The sequence below is a fragment of the Niveispirillum sp. KHB5.9 genome, from assembly GCF_048066115.1.
Classification (GTDB): Bacteria; Pseudomonadota; Alphaproteobacteria; order Azospirillales; family Azospirillaceae; genus Niveispirillum.
The window spans coordinates 229,111-252,262 of sequence record NZ_JBLTYX010000002.1; the positions used below are offsets into that span (position 1 = coordinate 229,111).

Genomic DNA, 23,152 nt, shown 5'->3' on the forward strand with positions numbered 1-23,152 from the left:
TGCCGGGGCGCTTTTGATAGAACTTAACTCGTTAAGTATATTCCGCGCCAGTCCCAATTTGTAACAGGGCGGAATTGTTTTATTGGTTAAGGTTCCACACGTTCGTCCCACCTGTGTGGGGCAGTTTTGCTTGTGGAAAGTTCTGGGTACTGCCCTTGCCTCTCCCATTACCGTCACCCCGGCGAAGGCCGGGGCCCAGGTGACAAGCGCTTCGCTCTACGATCTGGGCCCCGGCCTTCGCCGGGGTGACGGTGGAGAATGAGAAAACCCTCACAGCCCAAACTTCCGCGGGAAAGCAACTCACCCCGCGCGTGAACCCTCCGGCAGCAGCTCACGCAGATGGCCCAGGAAGATATCATTCTCTTCCACCAGCCCGATCGACACGCGCAGCCAGGTTTTCAGCCCGTAATTGGCCACCGGCCGCGTTATGACGCCGCGGCGCATCAGCGCCTGCGCCGTCCCCGGCCCGTCGCCGACATGGAACAGGATGAAGTTGGCCCTGGACGGCACATGATCGAACCCGCCCTCCGCGAACGCCCTGGACAGGCGCGCATTCTCGGCTGTGTTCAGCTCTTCACAGCTCTGGGTGAAGCGCCGGTCGCGCAAGGACGCCACCGCCGCCATCTGCCCCGCCGTGGACACGGCAAAGGGCAGCTGCAACCGCTTCAGGATGGAGATGATCGAAGGGTGCGCAATGCCGTACCCGACGCGCAGCGCCGCCAGCCCATGGATCTTGGAAAAGGTGCGCAGGACCAGCAGGTTGCGGCGGATGGCGATCAGCCGCTGCAGGTCCGGCCGTTCCGCCGCCGGCAGGAATTCGCGATAGGCCTCGTCCAGCACCACCAGCACATGGGCGGGTATGGCGGCCAGGAACGCCTCCAGTGCCGCCGGCGCCACCGCCGTGCCGATGGGATTGTTGGGCGTCGCCAGGAACAGCACACCCGTCTCCGGCGTCACCGCCTTGACCAGCGCATCCAGATCATGGTCCCAGCCCCTGGCCGGCACATTGATCACCGACGCACCCTGCGCCGCCGCCCCGCTTTCATACGAAGCGAAGGAATATTGCGGGATCACGGCATTGCGCCCCGCGCCCAGCCAGCCACGGGCCGCCTGCAGGATCAGGTCGCTGGACCCGGCACCGGGCAGCACCCAGCCCGTCTCCACCCCGTTCTCCGCCACCAGCAGCTCGCGCAGCTCATAACAGTCGAAATCCGGGTACTGGTGGGTCAGCTTTGCCGCCGCATGGATCGCTTCCAGCGCCTTGGGCGAACAGCCCATCGGGTTCTCGTTGGATGCCAGCTTCACGATACGCGCCGGGTCCAGGCCGAATTCCCGCGCCACGGCGGAAATGGGGCGGCCGGGTGGATAGGGCGGGATGGCCGCGACATGGGCCAGTGCCGTCGTATCCTTGTCGTTCATCGCAACCATCATCAACCCGCCTTCCCGATCACGGCGCTGCCGGCATCCAGCCGCACCAGTTCCTTGTCCTTGTCGAATGTCACGCCCATCACATCGCCGCCCGCCGCCACGGCCGCCAGCTGTCGGCGATAGACCCGGCGCAGCATGGCGATGCCCTGGTCGGTGGAGGTGAGGTTTTCCTCCGAATGGAAGGTGATGTCACCCTGGCTGACATGCGCCTCATAGTCGCCGGGGAACTTCTGGTGCTCGGCTTCCGTCAACTCGTGCCAGAGCTTGCCGTTGAAATGGGAGCGGATCTTGGCCAGGGCCCCGGCCTCCGTCACCCGCCCCGCCGAATAGATGCGGAAATGCGTGTCGTCGATGGGCAGCACCCAGCCCAGCAGCGTCGCCGGACCATCCTTTTCCGCCCGCGGGCTGGCCACGGCGCGGACATTGGGCAGCACCGCCTCGGTAATGCGGCGATGGGTGCCATGGCCCAGGTCGCGCAGTTGGATCGACCGCACGCCCCGGTCGGTATATTCGAACGTCACCTGCGGCATCACCGCCATCTTGGCGATGAACTGGTTGCCGCTGAACGACCCGTGCAGGATGGGCACATGGAACGGGTCCATGACATTCTCGAAATGCTGGAGCCAGTTGCAGGGCACGATGACCGGGCCGCCGGACCCGATGGAATTGTCATCGGCCTCGATGAACTCACCCTCTTCGACCATCTCCAGCACGTCGTAACGGGGCAGCAAAGGCTGCTTCTCCGGCGGACCCATATAGGCGAAGATCAGGCCATAGCGTTCGTGAAGCGGATAATGTGGCTGGCGGACCTTGCCGCAGGTGGCGGCCCCCTGGTCCGGCTCGCATGGCTGCTCCACGCAGGTCCCGTCCACCGCGAACAGCCAGCCATGATAGCAGCAGCGGATACCCTCCTGCTCCACCCGCCCGTAATAGAGCGAGGCACCGCGATGGGCGCAGCGCGGATGCATCAGGCCGGGCCGGGCCGCCCCGTCGCGGAACAGGATCAGATCCTCGCCCAGCACCCTGATCCGACGCGGCGTGTCATTGGCATCGCCCGCCAAGCCGACCGGATGCCAGTAGCGCCGCAGCAGCTCCCCCATCGGCGTGCCGGGACCGACACGGGTCAGCTCGTCGAAGAAACTGGGGGTGGGCCGTCCATAGGCCGTTTTCGCCGTCCCTGTCTGTTCGGTCATTTCTTGTTCGCCTCTTATAGATCGAGCGTCAGATGTGGGGTTTTGGCGCGCGAACAGCAGATCATCATGGTCTTGCCCGCCGCCTTCTCCGCATCGCTGAGGATCAGATCGCGATGGTCGGGCTCGCCCCCCAGCACCACCGTTTCACACGTGCCGCACACGCCGTTTCGACACGACGCAGGCACGGAAATGCCGGCCGCCAGCACGGCATCCAGAATGGTCTGATCCGACTTCACGGTGATACGGCACCCTGACCGGGACAGGTCGACGACCAGCGATCCGTCATCGGCACGCGGCGCGATGGCACCGAAATGCTCGACATGGACATGCGCATCCGGCCGGCCCGCACTGGCGGCCAGGAAGGGAGCGATCATCGGTTCCGGCCCGCAGCAATAAAGATGCGCGCCTTCCGGCACGGCAGCGACGACCGCCTTCAGGTCGGGCGGCCCACCCGCCTCCGCATCGACATGCAGATGCACATCCCCGCCAAGGGCCGCCAGCTCCTCGGCGAACGCCGCCACCGACCGGTCGCGCACGCCATAGAACAGCGACCAGGGCCGGCCCAGCAGGTGCAGCCACCGGGCCATGGCCAGGATGGGCGTGATGCCGATGCCGCCGGCGAACAAAGCCGTGAACGGCGCGTCATCGACCAGGGGGAAGCTGTTGCGTGGCGCCGACACCTCCAGCTTCATGCCGGGCCGCGCCACCTCATGCAGCCAGCGCGACCCGCCCCGGCTGCCCCGGTCGCGGCCCACCGCCACCACCTGGCGCCGCCCGTCCCAGGCATTGGTCAGTGAATATTGGCGGATCAGCCCGCCCGGCAGATGCAGATCGACATGGGCGCCCGCCGCATGTTCCGGCAGCGTCACGCCCTGGGGGGCAAGCAGCTCGAAGGAACAGATGCCTTCGGCCTCCCAGGTGATCGACCGGATGAGAAGTTCCATTCTTGTGGACATCCATCATGTTCGGGAAAATTTGGCGGGCCGGGCGGCAGCCGGACATTTGCCGGTGCCGTATCGCGTCGGCCCATGACAAATAACTTAACGTGTTAAATTTATAGCCGCAAGCCGGTTTTTTCGGTTAATGTCATTTTCACGCAAGCCATTGCCCGGACGGGCCGATACGCCCTAGTGTTAACCAATATCACCCTTGATGCAGGTGGGGAGCGCCCGTGCCGCAACAGTCCGACTATCAGAATGCCGAACTGCGTCGCCTGCCCGTGCTGCTGCACCGGACGCGCGAGGCGTTCTCCTCCTATTTCCGCCCCGTGTTTCTGGCAAACGACCTGACGGACCCGCAATGGCGCATCCTTCAGCTGATCCAGAAACATCCGGAAATGGATATTTCGGAACTGTCGCGCCGGTCCTTCCTGCTGGGGCCCAGCCTGTCGCGCATCCTGCGCGACCTGTCGGAACGCGGCCTGATCGAACGCCGTCCCGACCCCAAGGATGCCCGCCGCGCCTTCCACCATCTGACGCGCGCCGGCCAGGAACAGATCGACAAGGTCCTGCCCAGCTTCGACCCGATCTATGCCGAACTGGACGGTCGCCTGGACCGTGAACAGGTGATGGAATTGAACGCCAAACTGGAAAGCCTGCTGGCGATATTGCGGCCGGAATCGGTGGATTGAGGGGGGTACAAGAAAGCCACTTCTTGTTGCCTCCCCCGCAAAACTCTTGGGCACCGTCGTTGCCCCCTCACTACCGTCACCCCGGCGAAGGCCGGGGCCAAAGTGACAAGCGCTTCACTCTACGACATGGGCCCCGGCCTTCGCCGGGGTGACGGTAGATATTGCGGAAACCCTTACAGCACAGACTTGCGCAGAGGGCTCGCGGAACCGCGGGAGGCAGGTTAAGTGCCATTCAACCAAACCCTCAATCCTCCCCCGGCTCCCCCCCGCCCAGTATCTCGCACAGCGCCCCCAGTTCCACCTTCAGCGCCGCCAGCCGCGCCGCCCCGAACTGCATCTCGATGGCCAGATTGGCTCCCGCCGCCTTGGGTGACACGCGGCGGATCAGGTCCAGCCCGGCCGGCAGGATACTGACCAAGCCACGGCGCATATCCTCCTCCGACGTGCGCCGCTGGATCAGGCCGCGTCCCGCCAGATCGCGCAGGATGCGCGACAGGGACGAGGGCAGCAGGCAGATCAGCCCCGCCAGCATCGTCACCTCCACTTCCCCCACCTCGGCCAGGGTGCGCAGCGTGCGCCATTGCTGTTCGGTGACGTCATGGTCGCGCAGCACAGGGCGCAGCCGCGACATCACGCTTTCCCGTGCCCGCAGCAGCGCCAGCGGCAGTGACTGGGTATAGGGCCGCATCACCGGATTGTCGGGCGCCCCATCCGCCACCACCGGCCGCTCTTCCGGTTCCAACCCCATGTTTCCCTTCCCTTTTCCCTTTTGCCGCCATTCTGGCGCTACCGGCCCGGAATGTCGCGCAGATAATTAGCATGATAAGGAGTTGACTTGTTTCACATGTTAAATAAATGATCCAGGCAGAAGAATGTCGGGAGACAGACAGGTGACGAACCAACCGTTCCCCCTGCCGGATGGCGGCACGGTCTATGGGGTGGTGCTGAACACGAAGACGGAGCTGGCGCGGCTGGGCGACAGCCTCTCCGCCGCCCCCTACAAGGCGCCGCCAAAGGCGCCCGTGCTCTATATCAAGCCGCGCAACACACGGAACCGCCATGGCGGGCTGGTGACCGTGCCGGCCGCCACGCCGATGCTGGAGGTCAATGCCACCCTGGCCGTGCTGATCGGCCGGCCGGCGACCCGCGTGGCGCCGGAACTGGCCCTGGACCATGTCGCCGGCTATACGCTGGCCATCGATGTCTGCGAACCGCATGACAGCTACTACCGTCCTGCCATCCGCCAGCGCTGCCGTGACGGGTTCCTGCCCGTCGGGCCGCTTGTGGTGCCAGCGGCCGCCATCACGGACCCGGATGCTCTGGAAATCGCCGTGTCCGTGAATGGCGTGCCGGCCGCGCGCTGGTCCACCGCCGATCTGGTGCGTCCGCTGGCAACCCTGATCGCCGATGTCAGTGGCTTCATGACCCTGGCGGCGGGTGACCTGCTGCTGGTCGGGCTGGCCCCGGACCCGGCACTGGCCAGGGCTGGCGACAAGGTGACGGCCAGCATCGCCGGCATCGGTGAACTGACCGTCACGCTGGAAGGAGAAATCTGATGCGGCACGCGCGCATCGCCTGGTCCGGCGCCATCCACAACGCCACCGTCAGCGACGACGGACAGACCCTGATCCTGGCCGACGGCCGCCAGGTGGCGGAAACCGACATCGTCTGGCTGCCCCCGGTGGAGGGGGGCACCATCTTCGCCCTGGGCCTGAACTATGCCGACCATGCGGCGGAACTGGCCTTCAAGGCGCCGGATGAGCCGCTGGTCTTTCTGAAAGGCCCCAACAGCCTGCTGGGCCACAAGGGCACCACCCGCCGCCCGGCCGATGCCAACCAGATGCATTATGAATGCGAGCTGGCGGTGATCATCGGCCGCCCGGCACGCAACGTGGCCCGTGCCGAGGCTTACGACTACGTGGCCGGCTACACGGTCGCCAACGATTATGCCATCCGCGAGTATCTGGAAAACTACTACCGCCCGAACCTGCGGGTGAAGAACCGTGACGGCTGCACCCCGCTGGGCCCCTGGATAGTGGACTGCGACGACGTGCCCGACCCGATGGCGCTGACCCTGCGCACCCTGGTCAATGGCCGGGAGGTGCAGAAGGGCACGACCGCCGACATGGTGTTCGATATACCCACCCTGATCGAATATCTCAGCAGTTTCATGACCCTGCACCCCGGCGACCTGATCCTGACCGGCACGCCGCATGGCGTCGTCTATCTCAATCCCGGCGACGTGATCACCACAGAGATCGACGGCATCGGCGCCCTGACCAACATCCTGGCCGACGACCAGACGTTCAATATTCCTGCCAACGGAAGCCCCGTTCCATGACCATCATCAAGCATTTGATCGACGGCGTGTCCGTCGACAGCACCGACCGTTTCGAAACCGTCAGCCCGGCCTCGCAAGAGGTGCTGGCCGAGGTCGCCGCCGGTGGCGAGCGGGAGATCGCCCAGGCCGTGGAAGCCGCCAAGGAAGCCTTCCCGAAATGGGCCGGCACCCCCGCCAAGGAACGGGCCCGCATCATGCGCCGCGTCGGCGACCTGATCAGCGCCGATATCGCCGAGCTGGCGGCACTGGAGACCGACGATACCGGCCTGCCCATCCACCAGACCGGCCATCAGCTGATCCCGCGCGCCGCCGACAATTTCCATTTCTTCGCCGAGGTGGCGACCCGCATGGACGGGCGCTGCTATCCGGTCGATGACCAGATGCTGAACTACACGCTCTATCAGCCGGTGGGCGTGTGCGGCCTGATCTCCCCCTGGAACGTGCCGTTCATGACGGCCACCTGGAAGACCGCTCCCTGCTTGGCGCTGGGCAATACGGCGGTGATGAAGATGAGCGAGCTGTCGCCGCTGACCGCCGACCGGCTGGGCCAGCTCCTGCTGGAGGCGGGCGTGCCCAAGGGCGTGTTCAACCTGGTCCATGGCTACGGCCGCACGGCCGGCGAGGCGCTGGTGAAGCACAAGGATGTGCGCACCATCTCGTTTACCGGCGGCACCACCACCGGCTATCACATCTCCCAGATCGCCGGCATGAAGAAGCTGTCGCTGGAACTGGGCGGCAAATCGCCGGTGCTGATCTTCGACGATGCCGATGTCAGCCGCGCCCTGGACGCCGCCCTGTTCACCATCTTCTCCCTGAACGGGGAGCGCTGCACGGCGGGTTCACGCATCTTCATCCAGGAGACGATCTACGACACGTTCGTGGCCGAATTCGCCGAACGCGCCAAACGCATCCGTGTGGGCGACCCGCGCGACGCCCAGACCCAGGTCGGCGCCATGATCACCCGCCAGCATTGGGAGAAGGTGACGGGCTATATCGACCTGGCCGAACGCGAGGGCGCCAGGATCGTGGCCGGCGGCACGGGTCGTCCCGATGGACTGCCCGACCGGGTGAAGAACGGCAATTTCATCCAGCCGACCGTCTTCGCCAATGTCGACAACAACATGCGCATCGCGCAGGAAGAGATTTTCGGCCCCGCCGTCTGCCTGATCCCCTTCAAGGACGAGGCCGAGGGTCTGCGTCTGGGCAACGATGTGCGCTATGGCCTGGCCTCCTACATCTGGACCCAGGATATCGGCAAGGCGCACCGGCTGGCGGGTGGCATCCAGTCCGGCATGGTGTTCATCAACAGCCAGAATGTCCGCGACCTGCGCCAGCCTTTCGGCGGCGTCAAGGATTCGGGCGTGGCGCGGGAAGGCGGGGAATACAGCTTCGAGACCTTCTGCGAGGTCAAGAATGTCTGCATCTCCATGGGCTCGCACCACATCCCGAAATGGGGGGTGTGAGGAGGTCCGTTGACAGCCCCTCCACCGTCACCCCGGCGAAGGCCGGGGCCCAAATGACAGGCGCTTCGCTCTACGATCTGGGCCCCGGCCTTCGCCGGGGTGACGGTTGGAGAGACGGGAGACGAAGATGCCCGGAACTTAGGCGGTAAAGAACTCAGTACCAAACAGGGAGGAACAATTGAGCCTCTACGCACTTCAAAAACTGCTCTACACGCTGAACCGCGAGCCCCCGCTGCAGGATGCGTTCAAGGCCGATCCCGCCCCCGTGCTGGACCGGTTCGACCTGAACGAGGAAGAACGCGGCGCCCTGATGTCGCGCGATATCGGCCTGATCTATGTGCTGGGTGTGAACGGCCAGATTCTGATGCATTTCGCCGCCTTCTGCGGCCTGCCTTGGGCTGATTACCTGGAGGCGATGCGCGAGGGCACGCGGCGTTACGGCCCGGTGCGGGCCGGCGTCTATGCCATGACGACATCCGTGGACGAAAAGGTGACGGGGATATGAGCGTTGTATTCGCAGGTGTGACCAGCCATGGCCCCGGCATCACCGCCCGGCATGAGACCGCCGACCCGGTGAAGCGCGACGCCTTCTTCGCGGCATTGACGAAGATGCGCGAACAGCTGGAGGCGGCCAAGCCCGACGCCCTGGTCGTGGTCGCGGCGGAGCATTTCGCCAATTTCTTCATGAACAACATGCCGGCCTATGCCATCGGCATGGCCGACCATTATGAAGGCCCGATCGAGGATGAGAAATGGCTGCGCATCCAGCGCAACAGCCGCATCCCCGGCGATGCCGACCTGTCGCGCCGCATCATCACGCAGGTAATGCAGGATGTGGACGTGGCCTTTGCGGAGGAATGGAAATTCGATCACGGCATCTCCGTGCCGCTGCATTTCCTGACCCCCCGTTACGACCTGAAGATCATCCCGGCCAACATCAACTGCCAGGGCCCGCCGCTGACCCCGCTGCACCGGACCTGGGCCTTCGGTCAGGCGCTGCGCAAGGCGTGCGACGCGGTGCCGGAACGTATCGCGGTGATCGCCACGGGCGGCATCTCCCACTGGCCGGCCACGCCGGACAGCGGCAAGATCAACGAAGCCTGGGACCGGGAACTCCTGGACAGCTGGTCGCGTAACGACCGTGCCGCCCTGACCCGTTACACCGACGCCGAGACCTATCGCGATGGCGGCCAGGGCGGGTTTGAGATCCGCACCTTCATCGCGCTGGCCGCCTGTGCCGGCGGCAAGGGCGATGTGCAGTTCTACACCCCCATCCCGCAATTCGCCGTCGGCTGCACCGTCGGCGTCATGGATATCCGCTGACCATGCCCCACTGCATCGTCGAATATACCGACAATCTGGCGGATGAGGGCGACATTCCGGGCCTGTTGCGCAAGCTGGCGGCCAAGCTCTGCGACAGCGGCGGGGTGTTCCCGCCGGGCGGCGTGCGGGTGCGCGCCATCCGGTTGAGCGAATATGTCGTGGCCGACGGGGCGGAGGATGATGCCTTCGTCAACCTGACCGTCAAGATCGGCCCCGGAAGGCCCGACGAGTTCAAGAAGGCCTTCTTCGGTGCGGTGTTCGCCATCGTTGAGGATCACTTCACCGACCTGTTCGCCCGCCGCTACCTCGCCCTGACGCTTTATGTGGAGGAAGCCGACGAAGCCGGCTCCTTCAAGAAGAACAACATCCACGCACGGTTCCGGAAGGAAAACCAATGACCGGATTGCCCGTGGGCCTGCTGGCCCTGGACCGCCCCGACCTGCTGCGCAATGGCGCCTATATCGACGGGCGATGGCTGGAAGGGGCCGGCACGTTCGACGTGATCGACCCCGCCACAGGAGCTGTCATCACCCAGGTGGCCGAAGGCAGCGCCGACCTGGCCCACCAGGCCGTGGACGCGGCCGCCAAGTGCTTCGCCGACTGGCGCTTCACCACCGTCCGCCACCGCTCCGCCCTGCTGCGCCGCTGGTTCGAGCTGATCGTGAAGCATCGCGACGATCTGGCCAAGATCCTGTCCTGGGAAATGGGCAAGCCGCTGGTCGAGGCGCGCGGCGAGATCGGCTATGGCGCGTCCTATATCGAGTGGTTCGCGGAGGAGATCAAACGCGCTGAGGGGGAGGTGCTGGCCCCGCCCATGGCTGACCGCCGCATGATGACGGTGAAGGAACCGGTGGGTGTGGTGGCCGTGATCACACCGTGGAACTTCCCCATGGCGATGATCGCCCGCAAGATGGCCCCGGCCCTGGCCGCCGGCTGCACCATCCTGGCCAAGCCCGCCGAGGATACGCCGCATTCAGCATTGGCCCTGGCCGTGCTGGCGGAAGAGGCCGGGCTGCCCGCCGGTGCGATCAACCTGATCCCTGCTTCCCGCGCCAAAACCCCGGAAGTCTCCGACGCGTGGCTGGCCGATGACCGCGTCCGCAAGGTCTCCTTCACCGGCTCCACCCAAGTCGGTCGCCTGCTGGCACGCGGATCGGCGGAGACGTTGAAGCGGGTGTCGATGGAACTGGGCGGCGACGCCCCCTTCATCGTGTTCGACGATGCCGACATGGATATCGCCATCAAGGCGCTGATGCAGGCCAAGTTCCGCAATGGCGGCCAGGCCTGCATCGCCGCCAACCGGGTGATGGTGCAGGATGGCATCCATGACGCCTTCGCTGCTCGCCTGCAAACGGCCGTCCAGGCATTGAAGGTCGGTGCCGCCAGCGACGGCCATGCCGATATCGGCCCGCTGATCAATGACCGCGCGCTCGACAAGGTCGAACGGCTGGTGACGGACGCCATCGCCAAGGGCGCCAAGGTTCTGGCCGGCGGCACCCGCATCGACCGCCCCGGCTTCTTCTTCCAGCCCACCCTGCTGACCGACGTGGCCGAAGGCATGGCCCTGTCCTGCGAGGAAATCTTCGGCCCCGTTGTGGCGCTGCAGCGCTTCGCGACGGAGGAAGAAGCCATCGACCGCGCCAACGCCACCCCCTATGGCCTGGCCGCCTATGCCTGCACGTCCGATCATAAGCGCATCTGGCGCCTGACCACGCGGCTGGATGTCGGCATGGTCGGCATCAATGATGGCAGTATCTCCACCGAATCCGCCCCGTTCGGCGGCATCAAACAGTCGGGCTATGGCCGTGAAGGCTCCTCCCACGGGCTCGACGATTACCAATCCATCAAATATGTCTGCATCGGCGGGCTGGGATAACATCATGCTCGACAAGCATCTGATCACCGAACTGGCGGCGAAGCTGGACCAGGCCGAACGCACCGGCATCCAGGTCCGGCAATTCTCCCTCGACCATCCCGACATCGGTATCGACGACGCCTACGCCATCCAGCGCGCCTGGGTGGAGATGAAGCTGGCGGCGGGGCAGAAGGCCAAGGGCCACAAGATCGGCCTGACATCCAAGGCCATGCAGCGTTCGTCGAACATCAGCGAACCGGATTACGGCGTGCTGCTGGACGACATGTTCTTCGCCGACGGCACCGACATCCCCATGTCGCGCTTCATCGTGCCGCGGGTGGAGGTCGAACTGGCCTTCATCCTGAAGGATCGGCTGGAAGGGCCGGACTGCACCATCTTCAACGTGCTGGCTGCCACCGACTATGTCGTGCCGGCGATCGAGATCATCGATGCCCGCATCCAGCAGGTCGATCCCGAGACGAAGGTGACGCGCAAGGTGTTCGACACCATTTCCGACAATGCCGCCAATGCCGGCGTGGTGCTGGGCGGTCGCGCCATCCGGCCCATGGATATGGACCTGTCGCGTGTGTCCGCCGCGCTTTACCGCAATGGCGTGGTGGAGGAATCGGGCGTGGCCGTGGCCGTGCTGAACAACCCGCTGAACGGCCCCGCCTGGCTGGCCAACAAGCTGCACCCCTATGGCGTGGCGCTGGAACCGGGTCAGGTGATCCTGGGCGGGTCCTTCACCGCCCCCATCCCGGCCCGTGCCGGCAACACGTTCCATATCGATTACGGCCCCCTGGGCAATGTCTCCATGAGGTTCGCGTGATGGGCGGCGTGGCACAAAACCGGTTCAAGCAGGCCCTGGCCGAACGCCGCCTGCAATTGGGCCTGTGGCAGGCATTGGCCAGCCCCGTCACCACGGAGCTCTGCGCCGGGGCCGGGTTCGACTGGCTGCTGCTGGATGGCGAACATGGGCCCGGCGACATCCCCATGCTGCTGGCCCAGCTCCAGGCCGCGGCCCCCTTCCCCACCCACCCGGTCGGCCGCGTGCCGGTGGGGGAGGCGTGGATCATCAAGCAATATCTGGATATCGGCTTCCAGACCCTGCTGGTACCGATGGTGGAGACGGCGGAACAGGCGGCGGGGCTGGTCCGCGCCTGCCGCTATCCGCCCGACGGGGTGCGCGGCGTGGGCAGCGGCATCGTCCGCGCCTCGGCCTTCAACCGCACCGCCGGATACCTGGCCGATGCCGATGCGCAGATCTGCCTGCTGGTGCAGGTGGAAACCAAACTGGGCGTGGAGAATTTGAAAGCCATCGCCGCCACGCCCGGCGTGGATGGCGTGTTCATCGGCCCGGCCGACCTGTCGGCGGCCCTGGGTCATCGCGGCAATCCCGGTCATCCGGCGGTGCAGGCGGTGATCGAGGCCAGCCTGACCATCATCCGCGATGCCGGCAAGGCGGCGGGCATCCTGATGGCCGACACCAATCTGGCCCGGCGATATATCGATCTGGGCTTCACATTCATTGCCGTGGGCAGCGATGTCGGCCTGCTGGTCAAGGCGAGTGACAATTTGCTCGCCTCTTTCCAAAAGAACGGCACCCCGGCGAGCACCGCCAGCAATGTCTATTAGGTGCTGGTGACGCCCAGCGTGTTTGCGGTTGCCGCAAACACGCTCCGGCTTGGCCCGTTCGGGGGAACAAATCTCCTTGACCAAGATCACCCCAAAATTATACTAATTAATGAATATATCATTGCTCTGCATTAAGACTATATACCTTCCCGAGACCATTCAGGTCGCAGTCCGCTCGCCAGCCACCCACTCTATCCCAGGTGATACGCCATGAAACCCTCCAGACCCCAAACACCCACCGCTGTCCGCGCAAGACAGGCCAGACGCAGCACCAGTGCTTGCACGAAGGGGCCGAATACCGGTTCCATGCCGGACAGCGGGATGGTCGACGCAATCCTGCGCCGAGGCACATTGACGGGCTGCCGCATCACCCTCGTCGATCCGGACGCCCCCCGGATCCGCGTCATCTATGAGGATCTGGACCAGGAAACGCCCCGGCACCGCCGTATGGCGCTTCTTACTTTCTATCCCGAGCATGCGAGGTTCCACGCCGATGGGGGGGCTGCCAATGACGGTAAGATGCAAGGCATGACCGTCATGACAACCGAAGCCGCCGTTATCGACCTGGCCAGAATGCTGCGCGCCGGCTATGTGGTCGCCGATATCCGGCGTGACATTTTCTGACAGCACTCCGCACCCATTGCCTGAATGGCAGAGAGGCTTCCTCTAGGCACCCATGTCTGCACCCCATTATAAGAATAATATCCTTGATGATGAGATCAAAATCTAATAAAAGGACATTATGCAATTAGCCATGTGGGGGAGGCCACGTCCTGGGCCTCGCTTATACGGGTGGGATATCGCGTCGAGAAACAGGTGGGGGACATCATGCATATCAGGATCGAATTCAATGACAGACGCTTCTCCGGCCTGTCCGACGGAGAGGCCGTTGCAACATTGATCGATATGATAAACGACCGGTGCCTGGATTTTGTCACCGACGCGATTTCAGACCTGGTCATCAATGTATCCCCCGACATCACACCGGCCAATCGCACAGCCTGACTTACAAGGGGAGCTTCCGCGCATGGAGCGGTTTCCGGGAAACCGGGAACCGCTCCATGCGCATGTGGGGTGTGCCATGATTTACGTACATCGCTGATAATGCGGATAAATCCACCTATCCCCGGCCTAAAGGAAACGGCTCATGAGCACGGATGCTCATGAGCCGTCGAGGCAGCCACGGCGGGAGGAGCGCCGTGGCGGGATCAGTCGGCGAACAGGAACTCAAGGGCAGCGATCTCGTTGGCGGAAATCGCCAGGTCGCCCAGCAAGGCGGCGCTGATCGGCTTGATCCCCAGATCGACCTCGGTACCCATCAGGTCGACAAATTCACGCTGGAAGGCGGCCTCATCCCGCAGCTGGCAGACGCCGACACTCTTGCCGGTACCGTCATCCTTCTGGACGATCACCGGCTCGCCATCCTCGCCCAGCACGCTGTGCTTCTTCAGCAGGGCGATGCGCTGCGCCTCGATATCCTCGGCAGCCTGGTTCAATGTGCGGCCGGCGCGGACGATGGACAGCGCCAGACCGGCATTGAGGGACTTGCCAGCCAGCAGGCCCAGGACATTGATGGCGGGCGAGACGCGGAAGCATTCGATTTTCATGGGAGTGAGCCTCAAGGTTTGTTAGAACGGAATTATACATACTTCATCGATGAAGATAATTCAAGGGCCTTCGAGAGCTACGTGAGGTGCAATTCGTTGGGCTGCGCAAGTTCGATCGTGAGCAAAACAAAGGATAAGCTCACCAAGGATGGCGCTAAGCTCTAACAGCCAACCAATTGTAAAGATTTCCGGAAGAGTTCACGATAGTAGAAACAGGAACAGACACACCAGATGCGTTCATAGAAAAGCCATATATCATGTTATATCCACCATACCCATCAGGTGACATATAGCTATCCGCTGGCATCATGGAATTTCGCAGAAACCACCCATCTGAACTGCTCCTATTCTTGATGATTATCCATTGAGGGTTCCATCCTATACTGATCTGCTGAGCAAAATCCTGACCGACATATTGTCCAGATCGGATAATACCGTCACCTTCAGTGTCATTTGCAAAAATATAAGCTACATAAGTATGCCCAATAGCAGTAACAGAGGTCGTAGAAGACACAGTGATCTGGCTATTTGACACGCTGACAAGCGATCTGTTCGTTGCAGATTCGTTGATATCAAGCTTCACGCATTCAGAAAGCGACACAACCGGAAAGAAGCAGTACCAGCTGTCCGTGGTCGTGGTGCATTTCAGGAATACGACCCCAGGGGTCACGCCAAGGTTATGATTGATGACGTTATTCCCAGAACCCAACACAAAAGTCTGGACGTCCACAAAGCGCCGCGCGTTCCGGAAAATGCTGTAGAAGCCATTGCCATTGGCCGCAGACCCACCATTGACGCTGAATCCCGCGGTTCCGTAGCTCACGCTCTCACCAGTCGTATTCGCTGGATCGGGGTCATCCGGATATACGACCTGGCCGCTGGTGAAGGCGAACCTGTGACTGGAAGAGCCGCTATCCCTTTTATACCAGACGGCTCCTCCATTGCTGGTTAGGTTGATCCCGGGAGATACCGAGAATGAGCCTGATCCGCTGTATAAGCCTTGGGCAAATACTTGGCCCAAGACGGGCGCAGGCAATCTGTTCGATTTGAACTGATGCAGGAAAGCTCCAACCGTCATGCCTTGATATCCTTCTGGATAGCCGCAACCACACGCCCCCCGTCCGAAGACCGGCGATACATGATTTCATCGACACCGGACGTGGTAAGGATCCCAATCCCTTGGGACACGCCGCCAGGGGCCTGGGTGTTGCTTGGATTTACATAAGAAAAAGCGCCACCATTAGTTATGCGGAGTATATATACGGCCTCCCCGGAACTCGGAGCACCGGCAAGCGTAACCCCGCTGATATTCGCGGTGGATGTATGCGTGAACAACGCCGTGCGGCGGCCAGCCAAGTCCAATGTCAACATTCCACCACTATAGGAAGCGACAATGACATCGCACCCTGCTTCGGTATCCAATTCCTGGATGGCCGCCTGCACATTGGTGGCGGCGATATTGCCGGTCGGAAGGAAAGAGACTGCCGCCGCCGATATGGCCTGCCACGTGTTATCTCCACGCAGGAAAGCTGTATTGTTGGCTGTGCCAGAACCCAACCGGACCGCAGGCACCGTGCCCGTGGACAAGTTACCGGCATTCAAAGCAGTCAAAGATGCGCCGGAGCCAGAAAACGCGGTGGCCGACAGCGTCCCCGTGGACGGATTGAAGGTCAGCTTCGTGCTGGAAACCTCAGCGGCGGCAACGATTCCGGAAGTTGCGGAGAAGAACGGCACATAATGCGTGGCGTTCTGAGAGGTATCATCGGTAACAGCAAGACCGCCTGCCGAAGCCCAGGTGCCATCCCCTCGCAGGAACGTGGTGTTATTGGCCGTGCCGGTGCCCAGGCGGGCAGTTGGCACCGTACCGCTACTAATATTACCAGCGTTGAGATTTGTTATCCCACCACCATTACCATTATATTGCCCTTGCGATAGATTAATATCACCTTCCGTCAAGAATAATGGACCACCCAATGTGGTGTGCATTGTGAAATTATTTACGGTAATAGTGTCACCGACATTGAAGGAAGAGTAGACCGACAATGCATACGCGCTCAGAACCCCGGCAGCCGGATTGAATGTCAGCTTGCTGCTCGACACCTCCGCCGCGGAGATAACGCCTGAGGTTGTGGAGAGGAATGGTATATAATGGGTGGCATCCTGGGTGTTATCGTTGGTGACGGTCAACCCGGCCGTAACGGTCTGCCAGGAATTATCTCCCCGTAGAAAAGTGGTGGTATTGGCGGTACCAGAACCCAGGCGAGCGGCCGGGACCGTGCCGGAGGTCAGATTGCCGGCTTCCAGATTGGCGACAAGGGCACCATCAACGATCAAGGTTCCGGTTACCGTGGCTTCCTGTACCGTTTCGTCGACCCGAAGCGTAGTGCCGACCTCCAGAAGGTATTCCGTCTCCAGGCTGCCTGCCGTCACCCCGCCCCCCACGACCACGTCACCGGGGGTGGAGATGGTGTTGTTGCCCAAGGTCAAGCCCTCAACCAGCGTACCGGCTTGGGCGTAACTGAACACGATCTTTGCCGAACGATTGCCAGAGGCAGCCCAAGTGTCAGTAGAAACAACTGATATGCACCCGGAGACACCACCTGGCGTGCCGCCGGTCCCACCCATAAAGCAGAAGACACTACCATGGCCGGCAGCCGTAATACCGGCATTGGTCAAAACAAGACGCGAGTCCATACCCGCGATATCTCGGCGAAAATCGGGCGGATTGTTATTGGAACGGAAAGTGCTGGTTGCTCCGGTACTGCTCCTGATCACGAAGTCGGCAGACAATGTCGCCCCGGCCACAGACATCGGCGTGATGTTGCCGGCATGCCAAATCGCGTTGGCACCAACCAGCGGCGTATTGGCGAATACCGCCACGCCGTCGTTGCGCCGGATCATGAAGGGCGTGTCGACAAACGTTCCGGCATCGTTGTGACGATTGATGAACCAGTGGCTGCCGGTATTGCCGCCGCCCTCGGCCCCGGCATCCGCGCCGAAAATCCATCGGTTGACGCCTGCTGTTCTGGCGCTGATCGACCGATACTGGCCGGCGGCGGCGTCCAATACGAAATCCGCGTTCCCGCTGGTGGGAGAAACCCGGACAACAGCGGCGTTGAGCGTAATGAGGCTCGGGGTAATCCCGGAACGCGCCACCGTCAGCCAGTTGATGGCCGTATCCTGGGCATCGTTGACGGTGCGGAAGTACATGACCTCGCCGTTGACGACCGTATCCCAATATTTGGCGTTCGTTCCCCCGTCGGTTTCAATCATCCAGTTGCGCGGGGTCACCCCTTCGGAGACCAGGCCGCCAGCAACCAGATGACCGGAACCATTACGCACGGCCACCGTCGAAGCCGTGGGAGACGTGGCGGCGTTGTAACCGTCAAGCATGTCGGCATCGAGACCGGAACCCGAGCCATCGTTGCCCGCGTGCCAGACCTTGTTCTTGACCGCCCCCATGGTGAAGCCGCCGACGAACAGATCGTTCGTTACGTTGTCCAGGCCGAAGTGGACACCGTAGTCACCCGACACGTGAAAGCTCATGAAGGCATCGTTGGCCGCCGTCGCCTGATAGACCTCCAGGGTGTTGATGTTACTGGTGTTCGTGCCGACCGTGGCGACCTGACGAATACGAAACAGGCCGGAGGCCGACCCTTGCCAATCCACACCCGCGTCGTTGCGCAGGAACTGGCTGGCATGGAGGCCGTCCACCATGTCGGCGTTCAAGTTCGTACATATAGTAGTAGAGGATGCTATCAGCGGAGACATACCTGTGGGGACAGTGGAGATGAACCGGGGGGCGGAGGTATTGCCCGCGAGTGTCACCTCATTGACGCTGCTGACAGTAATGGCATTCGTTTCCGTGCTGAAATCCCGGCCGGCAGCGGTGTTCTTTCGCAGAGTGAACCCGTTACCACTGGCGACAAACCGCCAAAGCCCAAGAGCCCCGGACTGATCGGTCTCGTCGAACACCATGAGCGGGCTGGCGTTGGCTATGGTGATATTACCGGTAAACGTCGCCCCAGTGAGACCAGCCGGTGTATAGCCCAGGGCCGTCGTCACGTCCGACGACGTGAGAGTCACCGCGCCAGTGCGCCCGAATACGCTCGTCACCGGGAATGCGATATTCGCAGTCCCGGCGACGGTGAGACGACCCTGCTGGTCGACCGTGAAGGTACCCACCGCCGTGCCGGACCCATAGGACCCGGCCGTCACCGCCGTGTTGGCCAAAGCCAGCGTGCGATTGGCCGACAGATCGCCACCACCGGACAGGCCGGTGCCCGCAGACACGGTGCGCGACGTCGGCACGGCCCCCAAGTCGGACAGCAGCGTGGCGGCATTCACCGTATCAAAACGGTTCTGGGCAGCGTTGTACTTGGCATACCCACCGGAGATGGGGCTATCCTCACGGGTGGCCACGACCTGTGTAGATCCATCCACGCCCACGACGAACTTGCCCCGCGTCTCCTCGAACACGAGCAGGAAGTTCGGAGAGGAACCGCGTTCAACTTCCACACCAGCAGTACCGGCAGTGACACCAGAACCCACCTCGCCCTTGTTGATCAGGAGCAGGTTGTCGCTGACCTGGATCGTCTCGGCCTCGCTGATCCAAGCGTCACCATTGTGGATGATGTCCCCGTTCACCGTCAGGGTGCCGTTCAGCGTCGCACCGGCAAAAGTCGGTGTGGCCCCAGCGTGCATATTCTGTGGCAACGAAAATGTGATCGTCTTATCGACGGAGGTATATGTCAGTGCGATCTGGTTTGTCGTACCCGCAATAACGCGGGTATCCCAGGCTCCAGACCCTGTCCTGGTGGCAAAACCGAGCGTGGACAGCCCGGCCAGGGCCGTCAGATCGCCGTCAAGCGGCTGCGCGTCGGTGATGCCATATCCCGCGATCGTGGTCGGTTTCGCCATGATATTCGACCAGGCCGGCGTGACATCGATCTGCCCCGCACCGACAAGCCGCCCCTGCTGGTCGACCGTGAAAGTCGCGACCTTGCCCGCCGCCCCGTAGGTTCCGGCGGTCACGGCCGTGTCGGCAAGCGAGATCGAGCGATCGGCGGCCAGGCTGCCGCCGCCCGCCAGGCCCGTTCCCACCGATATCGCGGTCGTCGCATGGGCGGCATCGGTGATGCCATAGCCGGCGATGGTCGTCGGCTTGTCGGTCAGCGAGGCGAAGTCCGTCACGGCCGGTGCGGTGGTGACCCCGGTGACGCGGCCCTGGGCATCCAGCGCCAGGATGGGGATCTCCGATGCCGAGCCATAGGTGCCGGAGAGGATGCCGGTGTCGGTCAGGCTGATCCGGGCCGACGTGCTGTCGGTGACGACATCGATGCCGGTACCGGCCGTGGCCGGCCGAGACAGCGCGTTGAAGGAAATGGCCCGGTTCGCGGCGTTGAAGGTCAGCTGCATGCCGGGACCGGCGACGAAATTCAGGAGTTCGGCCGGGCTGGTGGCGATGAAGCGCTGGCTGGTGCCGTCACCGATGATGCCGAAATTATTGCCGCCGACGATGGTGGCCGCCTCGATGGCATAGCCCTGCGACTTCAAGGCCCAATGCAGTGCCGAGAAGAAGCCCGGCGCCGCCGGGATCGAGACGTCCTCCGGATTGCTCGACCATGCCTGGGCCTCCAGCCGGTGCTGCGCGGTGGCATCGCGCAGGGTAGCCGTGGCATCGCGCGCCACCTGGGCATCGACCTTGGCCGCCAGCGCATCGCTCGCCGACGTCGCGGCCGTGCTGGCCGAGATGGCGGCGTTGCCCGCACTGTTGCCGGCCTGGGTCATCAGGGCCAGCGTGTCGGTCAAAGTCTGGCCCACGGCCGTCGCACTCGACGCGGCGGCTGTTGCCGAACCGGCGGCGTTACCGGCCGATATGCCGGCACCGCCAGCGGCCTCGCCCGCCGCTTCGGCACTGGCCGCCGCGGACGTGGCGCTGCTGACCGCCGCGGACGCCTTTTCCAGCGCAATGGCAGCCGAGGTTGCGGCAGCCAGGGCGTGGTGTTTGGCGGAATGCTCGCCGGAGGTCCGGACGGTACCGTCGGTCTTCGACGCCCATTCGCTGGCTTCCAGGACACTGTCAACCGCGTCGAGGGCGGCGTTGTCGGCCACCGTCGCCGAGGCCTGCGCAGCGTCGCGGGCCGTCAGGGCGGCGGTGCGTGCACTGGCGGCCTCCTGGGCTGCGGCAACCGCCTCCCCCGCCCGGGTATCGGCCATGACAGCGTCGGCATGGGCGTTGGCCTCGCTCAAGGCTGCGGCCTGCGCATGGTGCTTGGCGGAGAATTCGCCACCGGCGACGGCAGCCCCCGTGCGGGTCGCCCATTGTGCGGCCAGATCGCGGCTGGCCGCCGCCTCGTCGGCCTTGGCCGTGGCGATGTCGGCCTTGGTCGTGGCCACGGAGGCCTTGTCCGTCGCGCTCACGGCGGCAATGGTGGCGGCCGTGACACTGTCGCCGATGCTGGCGGCATGGGTGGCGGCCTGCACCGCGGAACCAGCGGCGGCATCGGCCGACGCCTGGGCCGCGACAACTGCGGATGCCGTCTGGGCTGCCGCGCTGGCCGCCGTGGCAGCGGACGTGACAGCGGCCTGCGCATGATGCTTGGCCGAATATTCGGCGGGATTGCCGTCCACCGCCTCGATAACCGGACCGGTCGTCCGGATCGCCCAGTTCCGGGCGCCGGCCTCGGCCGCGACGGCGGTATCACGGGCCCCGACAGCAGCGGCGGCGGCCGGAACCGTGACGTCACGGGCGGCAATGGCCGCATCCCTGGCGGATGTCGCGGTATCGCGGGCGCTGGCGAGACCGTCGGCGGACAGCACGGCCTCGGCGGCTTTGGCCGTCGCCGTATCGGCGGCGGCGACCGCCGTCGTGGCGCTGCCGGCGGCCTGGGTTGCTGCCGTGGCAGCAATGGCCTTGTCGGCCAGAGCGGCGGCGGCGGCGCTTTCAGCCACCGTGCGCGACGCCGAGGCTTCATCGGCCTTGACCGTCGCCATGTTGGCGGCGGTGGCCGCACTGGCGGCACTGGCCGATGCCTCTCCGGCCTTGGTCGTGGTCAGATCGGCCTTGGTCGTGGCCGTGCCGGCGGCGGCCGTGGCCGTGCCGGCGGCGGTGGCCGCCGCCGTGGCACTGGCCGACGCCTCACCCGCCTTGGTGGTGGCCGTGGTGGCACCCGTGGTGGCGATGGCCGCCTGATTGGTCGCGATCGTGGCCTGGCCGGTCGCGATCGTGGCCTGGTTCGTCGCGGTGGCGGCGGAGGTGGCGGCATCGGTGGCCGACAGCGCGGCCGCATCGGCGCGCGTGCCCGACAGGGTAGCACTGGCCGCGGCGGCCTGGGCCGAAATGTCGGCGGCATTGGCCTTGCCGGTGGCGCTGGTCGCGGCACTCGCCGCTGTGGACGCCGACGCCGTGGCGGACGCGGCGCGGTCGCCGGCCAGAGCGGCATCGGCAGCGGCGGCGACAGCGCTGGCATTGGCGTTGGTCGCGGAGGTCAGGGCGGCGGCGGCCGAACCGCCGGCAGACGTGGCCTTGCTGGTCGCCAGATCGGCGGCGGCTTCGGCATCGACCTCCGACGCACGTGCTGCCGTGGCGCTGGTCGCGGCCTCGGACGCCTTGGTGCTGGCCGTGCCGGCACTGGCAGCAGCGGCGGCCTGGGCCGCCGTCGCCTCACCGGCCTTGGCGACGGCCGTGGCGGCGCTGGCCGCCGTCGCCGTCATGGACTGGGCGGCATCCGCCGCGGAAGTGGCGGCGGCCTGGGCATGATGCTTGGCGGAGAATTCACCGGCCGCGACCGGACCGGTCTTCACGGCCCAATCCTGGGCCAGCACCTTTGCAGCCTCGGCCTGGGTCTTGGCGGTCTCGGCGTCGACCAGGGCGGCGGCGGCCGATGCGGCCGATACGGAAGCGGCAGCAGCTGAAGTGGCGGCAGCGTCACGCGACGCGGCGGATGCCGTGGCGGCATCCTGGGCCCCCTGGCGTGCTACGACCGCCTCGTCGCGGGCGGCGGCGGCGGCCAGGGCGGCGTTGGTGGCTGCCAGGATCCCCTGGCCCAGCGGACCCGGCTCCCACGCGGCATCCGCCTCGTCATAGATATATTCGGCGTAGCCTTCGTCGCGGACGCGGATATAGAAACCTTCGAACGGTGCGCGGAACGCCCATTGCGCGCTGGCACTGTCCCAATAGGCCAGCTCGTTGACATGGCCGGCCCAGGCGCCGGTGGCGCCAGCCGGAACCAGGTAGTTCTGGCCATCGACGCCGGTGCCGGGAATGTCGGCAACCCGGCTTTCGACAATGGTCAGGCCATCATCGATATTCAGCAGCGCGCGTTCGACATCGATCGCCAGGCGCTGGATCAGGTCGGCGGTGTTAATGTCGCCGTTCACGGGGAACGGGAAGTTGTAATAGGGCGTGAAGTCACGATGGACACCGTACCCGGCCCCGGCGCGCGTCACCCCCGCATAGGTCGATGCCAGTTGCAGCTGGGTGTTCGACACGACCGTCGCGACGACATACCAGCCGGCTTCACCCGCCAGGGACAGGATCTGTCCGGGCAGGATGTTGGACAACCAGAGGGTATTCGCACCATTGACGATGCTGCTGCCGTTCTGGACGCTGACAGTCCCGGCTTTGTACTGTGCCATATCATCCGTCCTTGTTTATCTCTATCGGTAGATATTA

The 23,152-nt window shown here is 64.0% G+C and carries 19 protein-coding genes; 12 read left to right on the forward strand and 7 right to left on the reverse strand.

Features of this window, described 5'->3' with window-relative positions:
• Positions 1-300: 300 nt before the first annotated feature.
• Genes hisC through ACM9HJ_RS05590 form a run of 3 tightly spaced genes read right to left on the reverse strand, consistent with a single transcriptional unit; the run spans position 301 to position 3,565 of the window.
• On the reverse strand, positions 301-1,431 hold the full coding sequence (hisC, locus tag ACM9HJ_RS05580; protein ID WP_416570711.1) for a histidinol-phosphate transaminase: 1,131 nt from the start codon (positions 1,429-1,431) through the stop codon (positions 301-303).
• Positions 1,431-2,621 carry a Rieske 2Fe-2S domain-containing protein gene (locus ACM9HJ_RS05585; protein WP_416570712.1) on the reverse strand — a complete coding sequence of 397 codons (1,191 nt, stop codon included), beginning with the start codon at positions 2,619-2,621 and terminating at the stop codon, positions 1,431-1,433. Before ACM9HJ_RS05585 ends, hisC begins: the two co-directional genes overlap by 1 nt.
• A gap of 14 nt (positions 2,622-2,635) precedes the next feature.
• On the reverse strand, positions 2,636-3,565 hold the full coding sequence (locus tag ACM9HJ_RS05590) for a PDR/VanB family oxidoreductase (protein WP_416570713.1): 930 nt from the start codon (positions 3,563-3,565) through the stop codon (positions 2,636-2,638).
• 227 nt (positions 3,566-3,792) lie between these two features.
• On the opposite strand from ACM9HJ_RS05590, the gene ACM9HJ_RS05595 reads away from it, so the two are divergent.
• A complete protein-coding gene (locus ACM9HJ_RS05595; protein ID WP_416570714.1) occupies positions 3,793-4,251 on the forward strand; it encodes a MarR family transcriptional regulator in 459 nt (152 codons plus the stop codon).
• Positions 4,252-4,495: 244 nt separating this feature from the next.
• On the opposite strand, the gene hpaR is transcribed toward ACM9HJ_RS05595, so the two are convergent.
• Positions 4,496-4,999, reverse strand: coding sequence for a homoprotocatechuate degradation operon regulator HpaR (gene hpaR / locus ACM9HJ_RS05600; RefSeq protein ID WP_416570715.1), 504 nt, complete (start codon positions 4,997-4,999; stop codon positions 4,496-4,498).
• A 142-nt stretch (positions 5,000-5,141) separates the two neighbouring features.
• Between hpaR and ACM9HJ_RS05605 the strand changes: the two genes are divergently transcribed.
• The 11 genes from ACM9HJ_RS05605 to ACM9HJ_RS05655 all read left to right on the forward strand — a co-directional run bounded on the left by ACM9HJ_RS05605 (position 5,142) and on the right by ACM9HJ_RS05655 (position 13,873).
• The gene (locus tag ACM9HJ_RS05605) at positions 5,142-5,807 is read left to right on the forward strand and encodes a fumarylacetoacetate hydrolase family protein (RefSeq protein WP_416570716.1); all 666 of its coding nucleotides are present in this window, start codon (positions 5,142-5,144) and stop codon (positions 5,805-5,807) included.
• Positions 5,807-6,592 (forward strand): fumarylacetoacetate hydrolase family protein, encoded by a 786-nt coding sequence (locus tag ACM9HJ_RS05610; RefSeq protein ID WP_416570717.1) that lies wholly within the window; start codon positions 5,807-5,809, stop codon positions 6,590-6,592. Before ACM9HJ_RS05605 ends, ACM9HJ_RS05610 begins: the two co-directional genes overlap by 1 nt.
• Positions 6,589-8,055, forward strand: coding sequence for a 5-carboxymethyl-2-hydroxymuconate semialdehyde dehydrogenase (gene hpaE, locus ACM9HJ_RS05615; RefSeq protein WP_416570718.1), 1,467 nt, complete (start codon positions 6,589-6,591; stop codon positions 8,053-8,055). Before ACM9HJ_RS05610 ends, hpaE begins: the two co-directional genes overlap by 4 nt.
• Before the next feature lie 178 nt (positions 8,056-8,233).
• A complete protein-coding gene (locus tag ACM9HJ_RS05620) occupies positions 8,234-8,560 on the forward strand; it encodes a hypothetical protein (protein ID WP_416570719.1) in 327 nt (108 codons plus the stop codon).
• Positions 8,557-9,378: a hypothetical protein gene (locus ACM9HJ_RS05625; RefSeq protein ID WP_416570720.1), complete on the forward strand. Its 822-nt coding sequence runs from the start codon at positions 8,557-8,559 to the stop codon at positions 9,376-9,378. The genes ACM9HJ_RS05620 and ACM9HJ_RS05625 overlap by 4 nt, the downstream gene beginning before the upstream one ends.
• Positions 9,379-9,380: 2 nt before the next feature.
• Entirely contained in the window at positions 9,381-9,776 is a 396-nt protein-coding gene (locus tag ACM9HJ_RS05630; protein ID WP_416570721.1) for a 5-carboxymethyl-2-hydroxymuconate Delta-isomerase, read from the forward strand.
• The gene (locus ACM9HJ_RS05635) at positions 9,773-11,254 is read left to right on the forward strand and encodes an NAD-dependent succinate-semialdehyde dehydrogenase (RefSeq protein WP_416570722.1); all 1,482 of its coding nucleotides are present in this window, start codon (positions 9,773-9,775) and stop codon (positions 11,252-11,254) included. Before ACM9HJ_RS05630 ends, ACM9HJ_RS05635 begins: the two co-directional genes overlap by 4 nt.
• Positions 11,255-11,258: 4 nt before the next feature.
• Positions 11,259-12,062: a 2-oxo-hept-4-ene-1,7-dioate hydratase gene (gene hpaH / locus ACM9HJ_RS05640; RefSeq protein WP_416570723.1), complete on the forward strand. Its 804-nt coding sequence runs from the start codon at positions 11,259-11,261 to the stop codon at positions 12,060-12,062.
• Positions 12,063-12,070: 8 nt separating this feature from the next.
• On the forward strand, positions 12,071-12,868 hold the full coding sequence (locus ACM9HJ_RS05645; protein WP_416570724.1) for an aldolase/citrate lyase family protein: 798 nt from the start codon (positions 12,071-12,073) through the stop codon (positions 12,866-12,868).
• A gap of 321 nt (positions 12,869-13,189) precedes the next feature.
• Positions 13,190-13,492, forward strand: coding sequence for a hypothetical protein (locus tag ACM9HJ_RS05650; RefSeq protein WP_416570725.1), 303 nt, complete (start codon positions 13,190-13,192; stop codon positions 13,490-13,492).
• A 204-nt stretch (positions 13,493-13,696) separates the two neighbouring features.
• Complete coding sequence (locus ACM9HJ_RS05655; protein WP_416570726.1) at positions 13,697-13,873, forward strand: hypothetical protein; 177 nt, start codon at positions 13,697-13,699, stop codon at positions 13,871-13,873.
• Between the two features lie 203 nt (positions 13,874-14,076).
• Here ACM9HJ_RS05655 and ACM9HJ_RS05660 read toward each other — a convergent pair whose 3' ends face one another.
• The 3 genes from ACM9HJ_RS05660 to ACM9HJ_RS05670 form a co-directional block, all read right to left on the reverse strand.
• A complete protein-coding gene (locus tag ACM9HJ_RS05660) occupies positions 14,077-14,475 on the reverse strand; it encodes a hypothetical protein (RefSeq protein WP_416570727.1) in 399 nt (132 codons plus the stop codon).
• A 154-nt stretch (positions 14,476-14,629) separates the two neighbouring features.
• Positions 14,630-15,553: a hypothetical protein gene (locus tag ACM9HJ_RS05665; protein ID WP_416570728.1), complete on the reverse strand. Its 924-nt coding sequence runs from the start codon at positions 15,551-15,553 to the stop codon at positions 14,630-14,632.
• Entirely contained in the window at positions 15,550-23,115 is a 7,566-nt protein-coding gene (locus ACM9HJ_RS05670) for a DUF2793 domain-containing protein (protein ID WP_416570729.1), read from the reverse strand. The genes ACM9HJ_RS05665 and ACM9HJ_RS05670 overlap by 4 nt, the downstream gene beginning before the upstream one ends.
• Between the last annotated feature and the right edge of the window lie 37 nt (positions 23,116-23,152).

Coding starts and splice junctions, on each gene's coding strand:
- hisC (WP_416570711.1), bottom strand. CDS start 1,431: ATGATGGTTGCGATGAACGACAAGGATACGACGGCACTGGCCCATGTC.
- ACM9HJ_RS05585 (WP_416570712.1), bottom strand. CDS start 2,621: ATGACCGAACAGACAGGGACGGCGAAAACGGCCTATGGACGGCCCACC.
- ACM9HJ_RS05590 (WP_416570713.1), bottom strand. CDS start 3,565: ATGGAACTTCTCATCCGGTCGATCACCTGGGAGGCCGAAGGCATCTGT.
- hpaR (WP_416570715.1), bottom strand. CDS start 4,999: ATGGGGTTGGAACCGGAAGAGCGGCCGGTGGTGGCGGATGGGGCGCCC.
- ACM9HJ_RS05610 (WP_416570717.1), top strand. CDS start 5,807: ATGCGGCACGCGCGCATCGCCTGGTCCGGCGCCATCCACAACGCCACC.
- hpaE (WP_416570718.1), top strand. CDS start 6,589: ATGACCATCATCAAGCATTTGATCGACGGCGTGTCCGTCGACAGCACC.
- ACM9HJ_RS05625 (WP_416570720.1), top strand. CDS start 8,557: ATGAGCGTTGTATTCGCAGGTGTGACCAGCCATGGCCCCGGCATCACC.
- ACM9HJ_RS05630 (WP_416570721.1), top strand. CDS start 9,381: ATGCCCCACTGCATCGTCGAATATACCGACAATCTGGCGGATGAGGGC.
- ACM9HJ_RS05635 (WP_416570722.1), top strand. CDS start 9,773: ATGACCGGATTGCCCGTGGGCCTGCTGGCCCTGGACCGCCCCGACCTG.
- hpaH (WP_416570723.1), top strand. CDS start 11,259: ATGCTCGACAAGCATCTGATCACCGAACTGGCGGCGAAGCTGGACCAG.
- ACM9HJ_RS05650 (WP_416570725.1), top strand. CDS start 13,190: ATGGTCGACGCAATCCTGCGCCGAGGCACATTGACGGGCTGCCGCATC.
- ACM9HJ_RS05655 (WP_416570726.1), top strand. CDS start 13,697: ATGCATATCAGGATCGAATTCAATGACAGACGCTTCTCCGGCCTGTCC.
- ACM9HJ_RS05660 (WP_416570727.1), bottom strand. CDS start 14,475: ATGAAAATCGAATGCTTCCGCGTCTCGCCCGCCATCAATGTCCTGGGC.
- ACM9HJ_RS05665 (WP_416570728.1), bottom strand. CDS start 15,553: ATGACGGTTGGAGCTTTCCTGCATCAGTTCAAATCGAACAGATTGCCT.
- ACM9HJ_RS05670 (WP_416570729.1), bottom strand. CDS start 23,115: ATGGCACAGTACAAAGCCGGGACTGTCAGCGTCCAGAACGGCAGCAGC.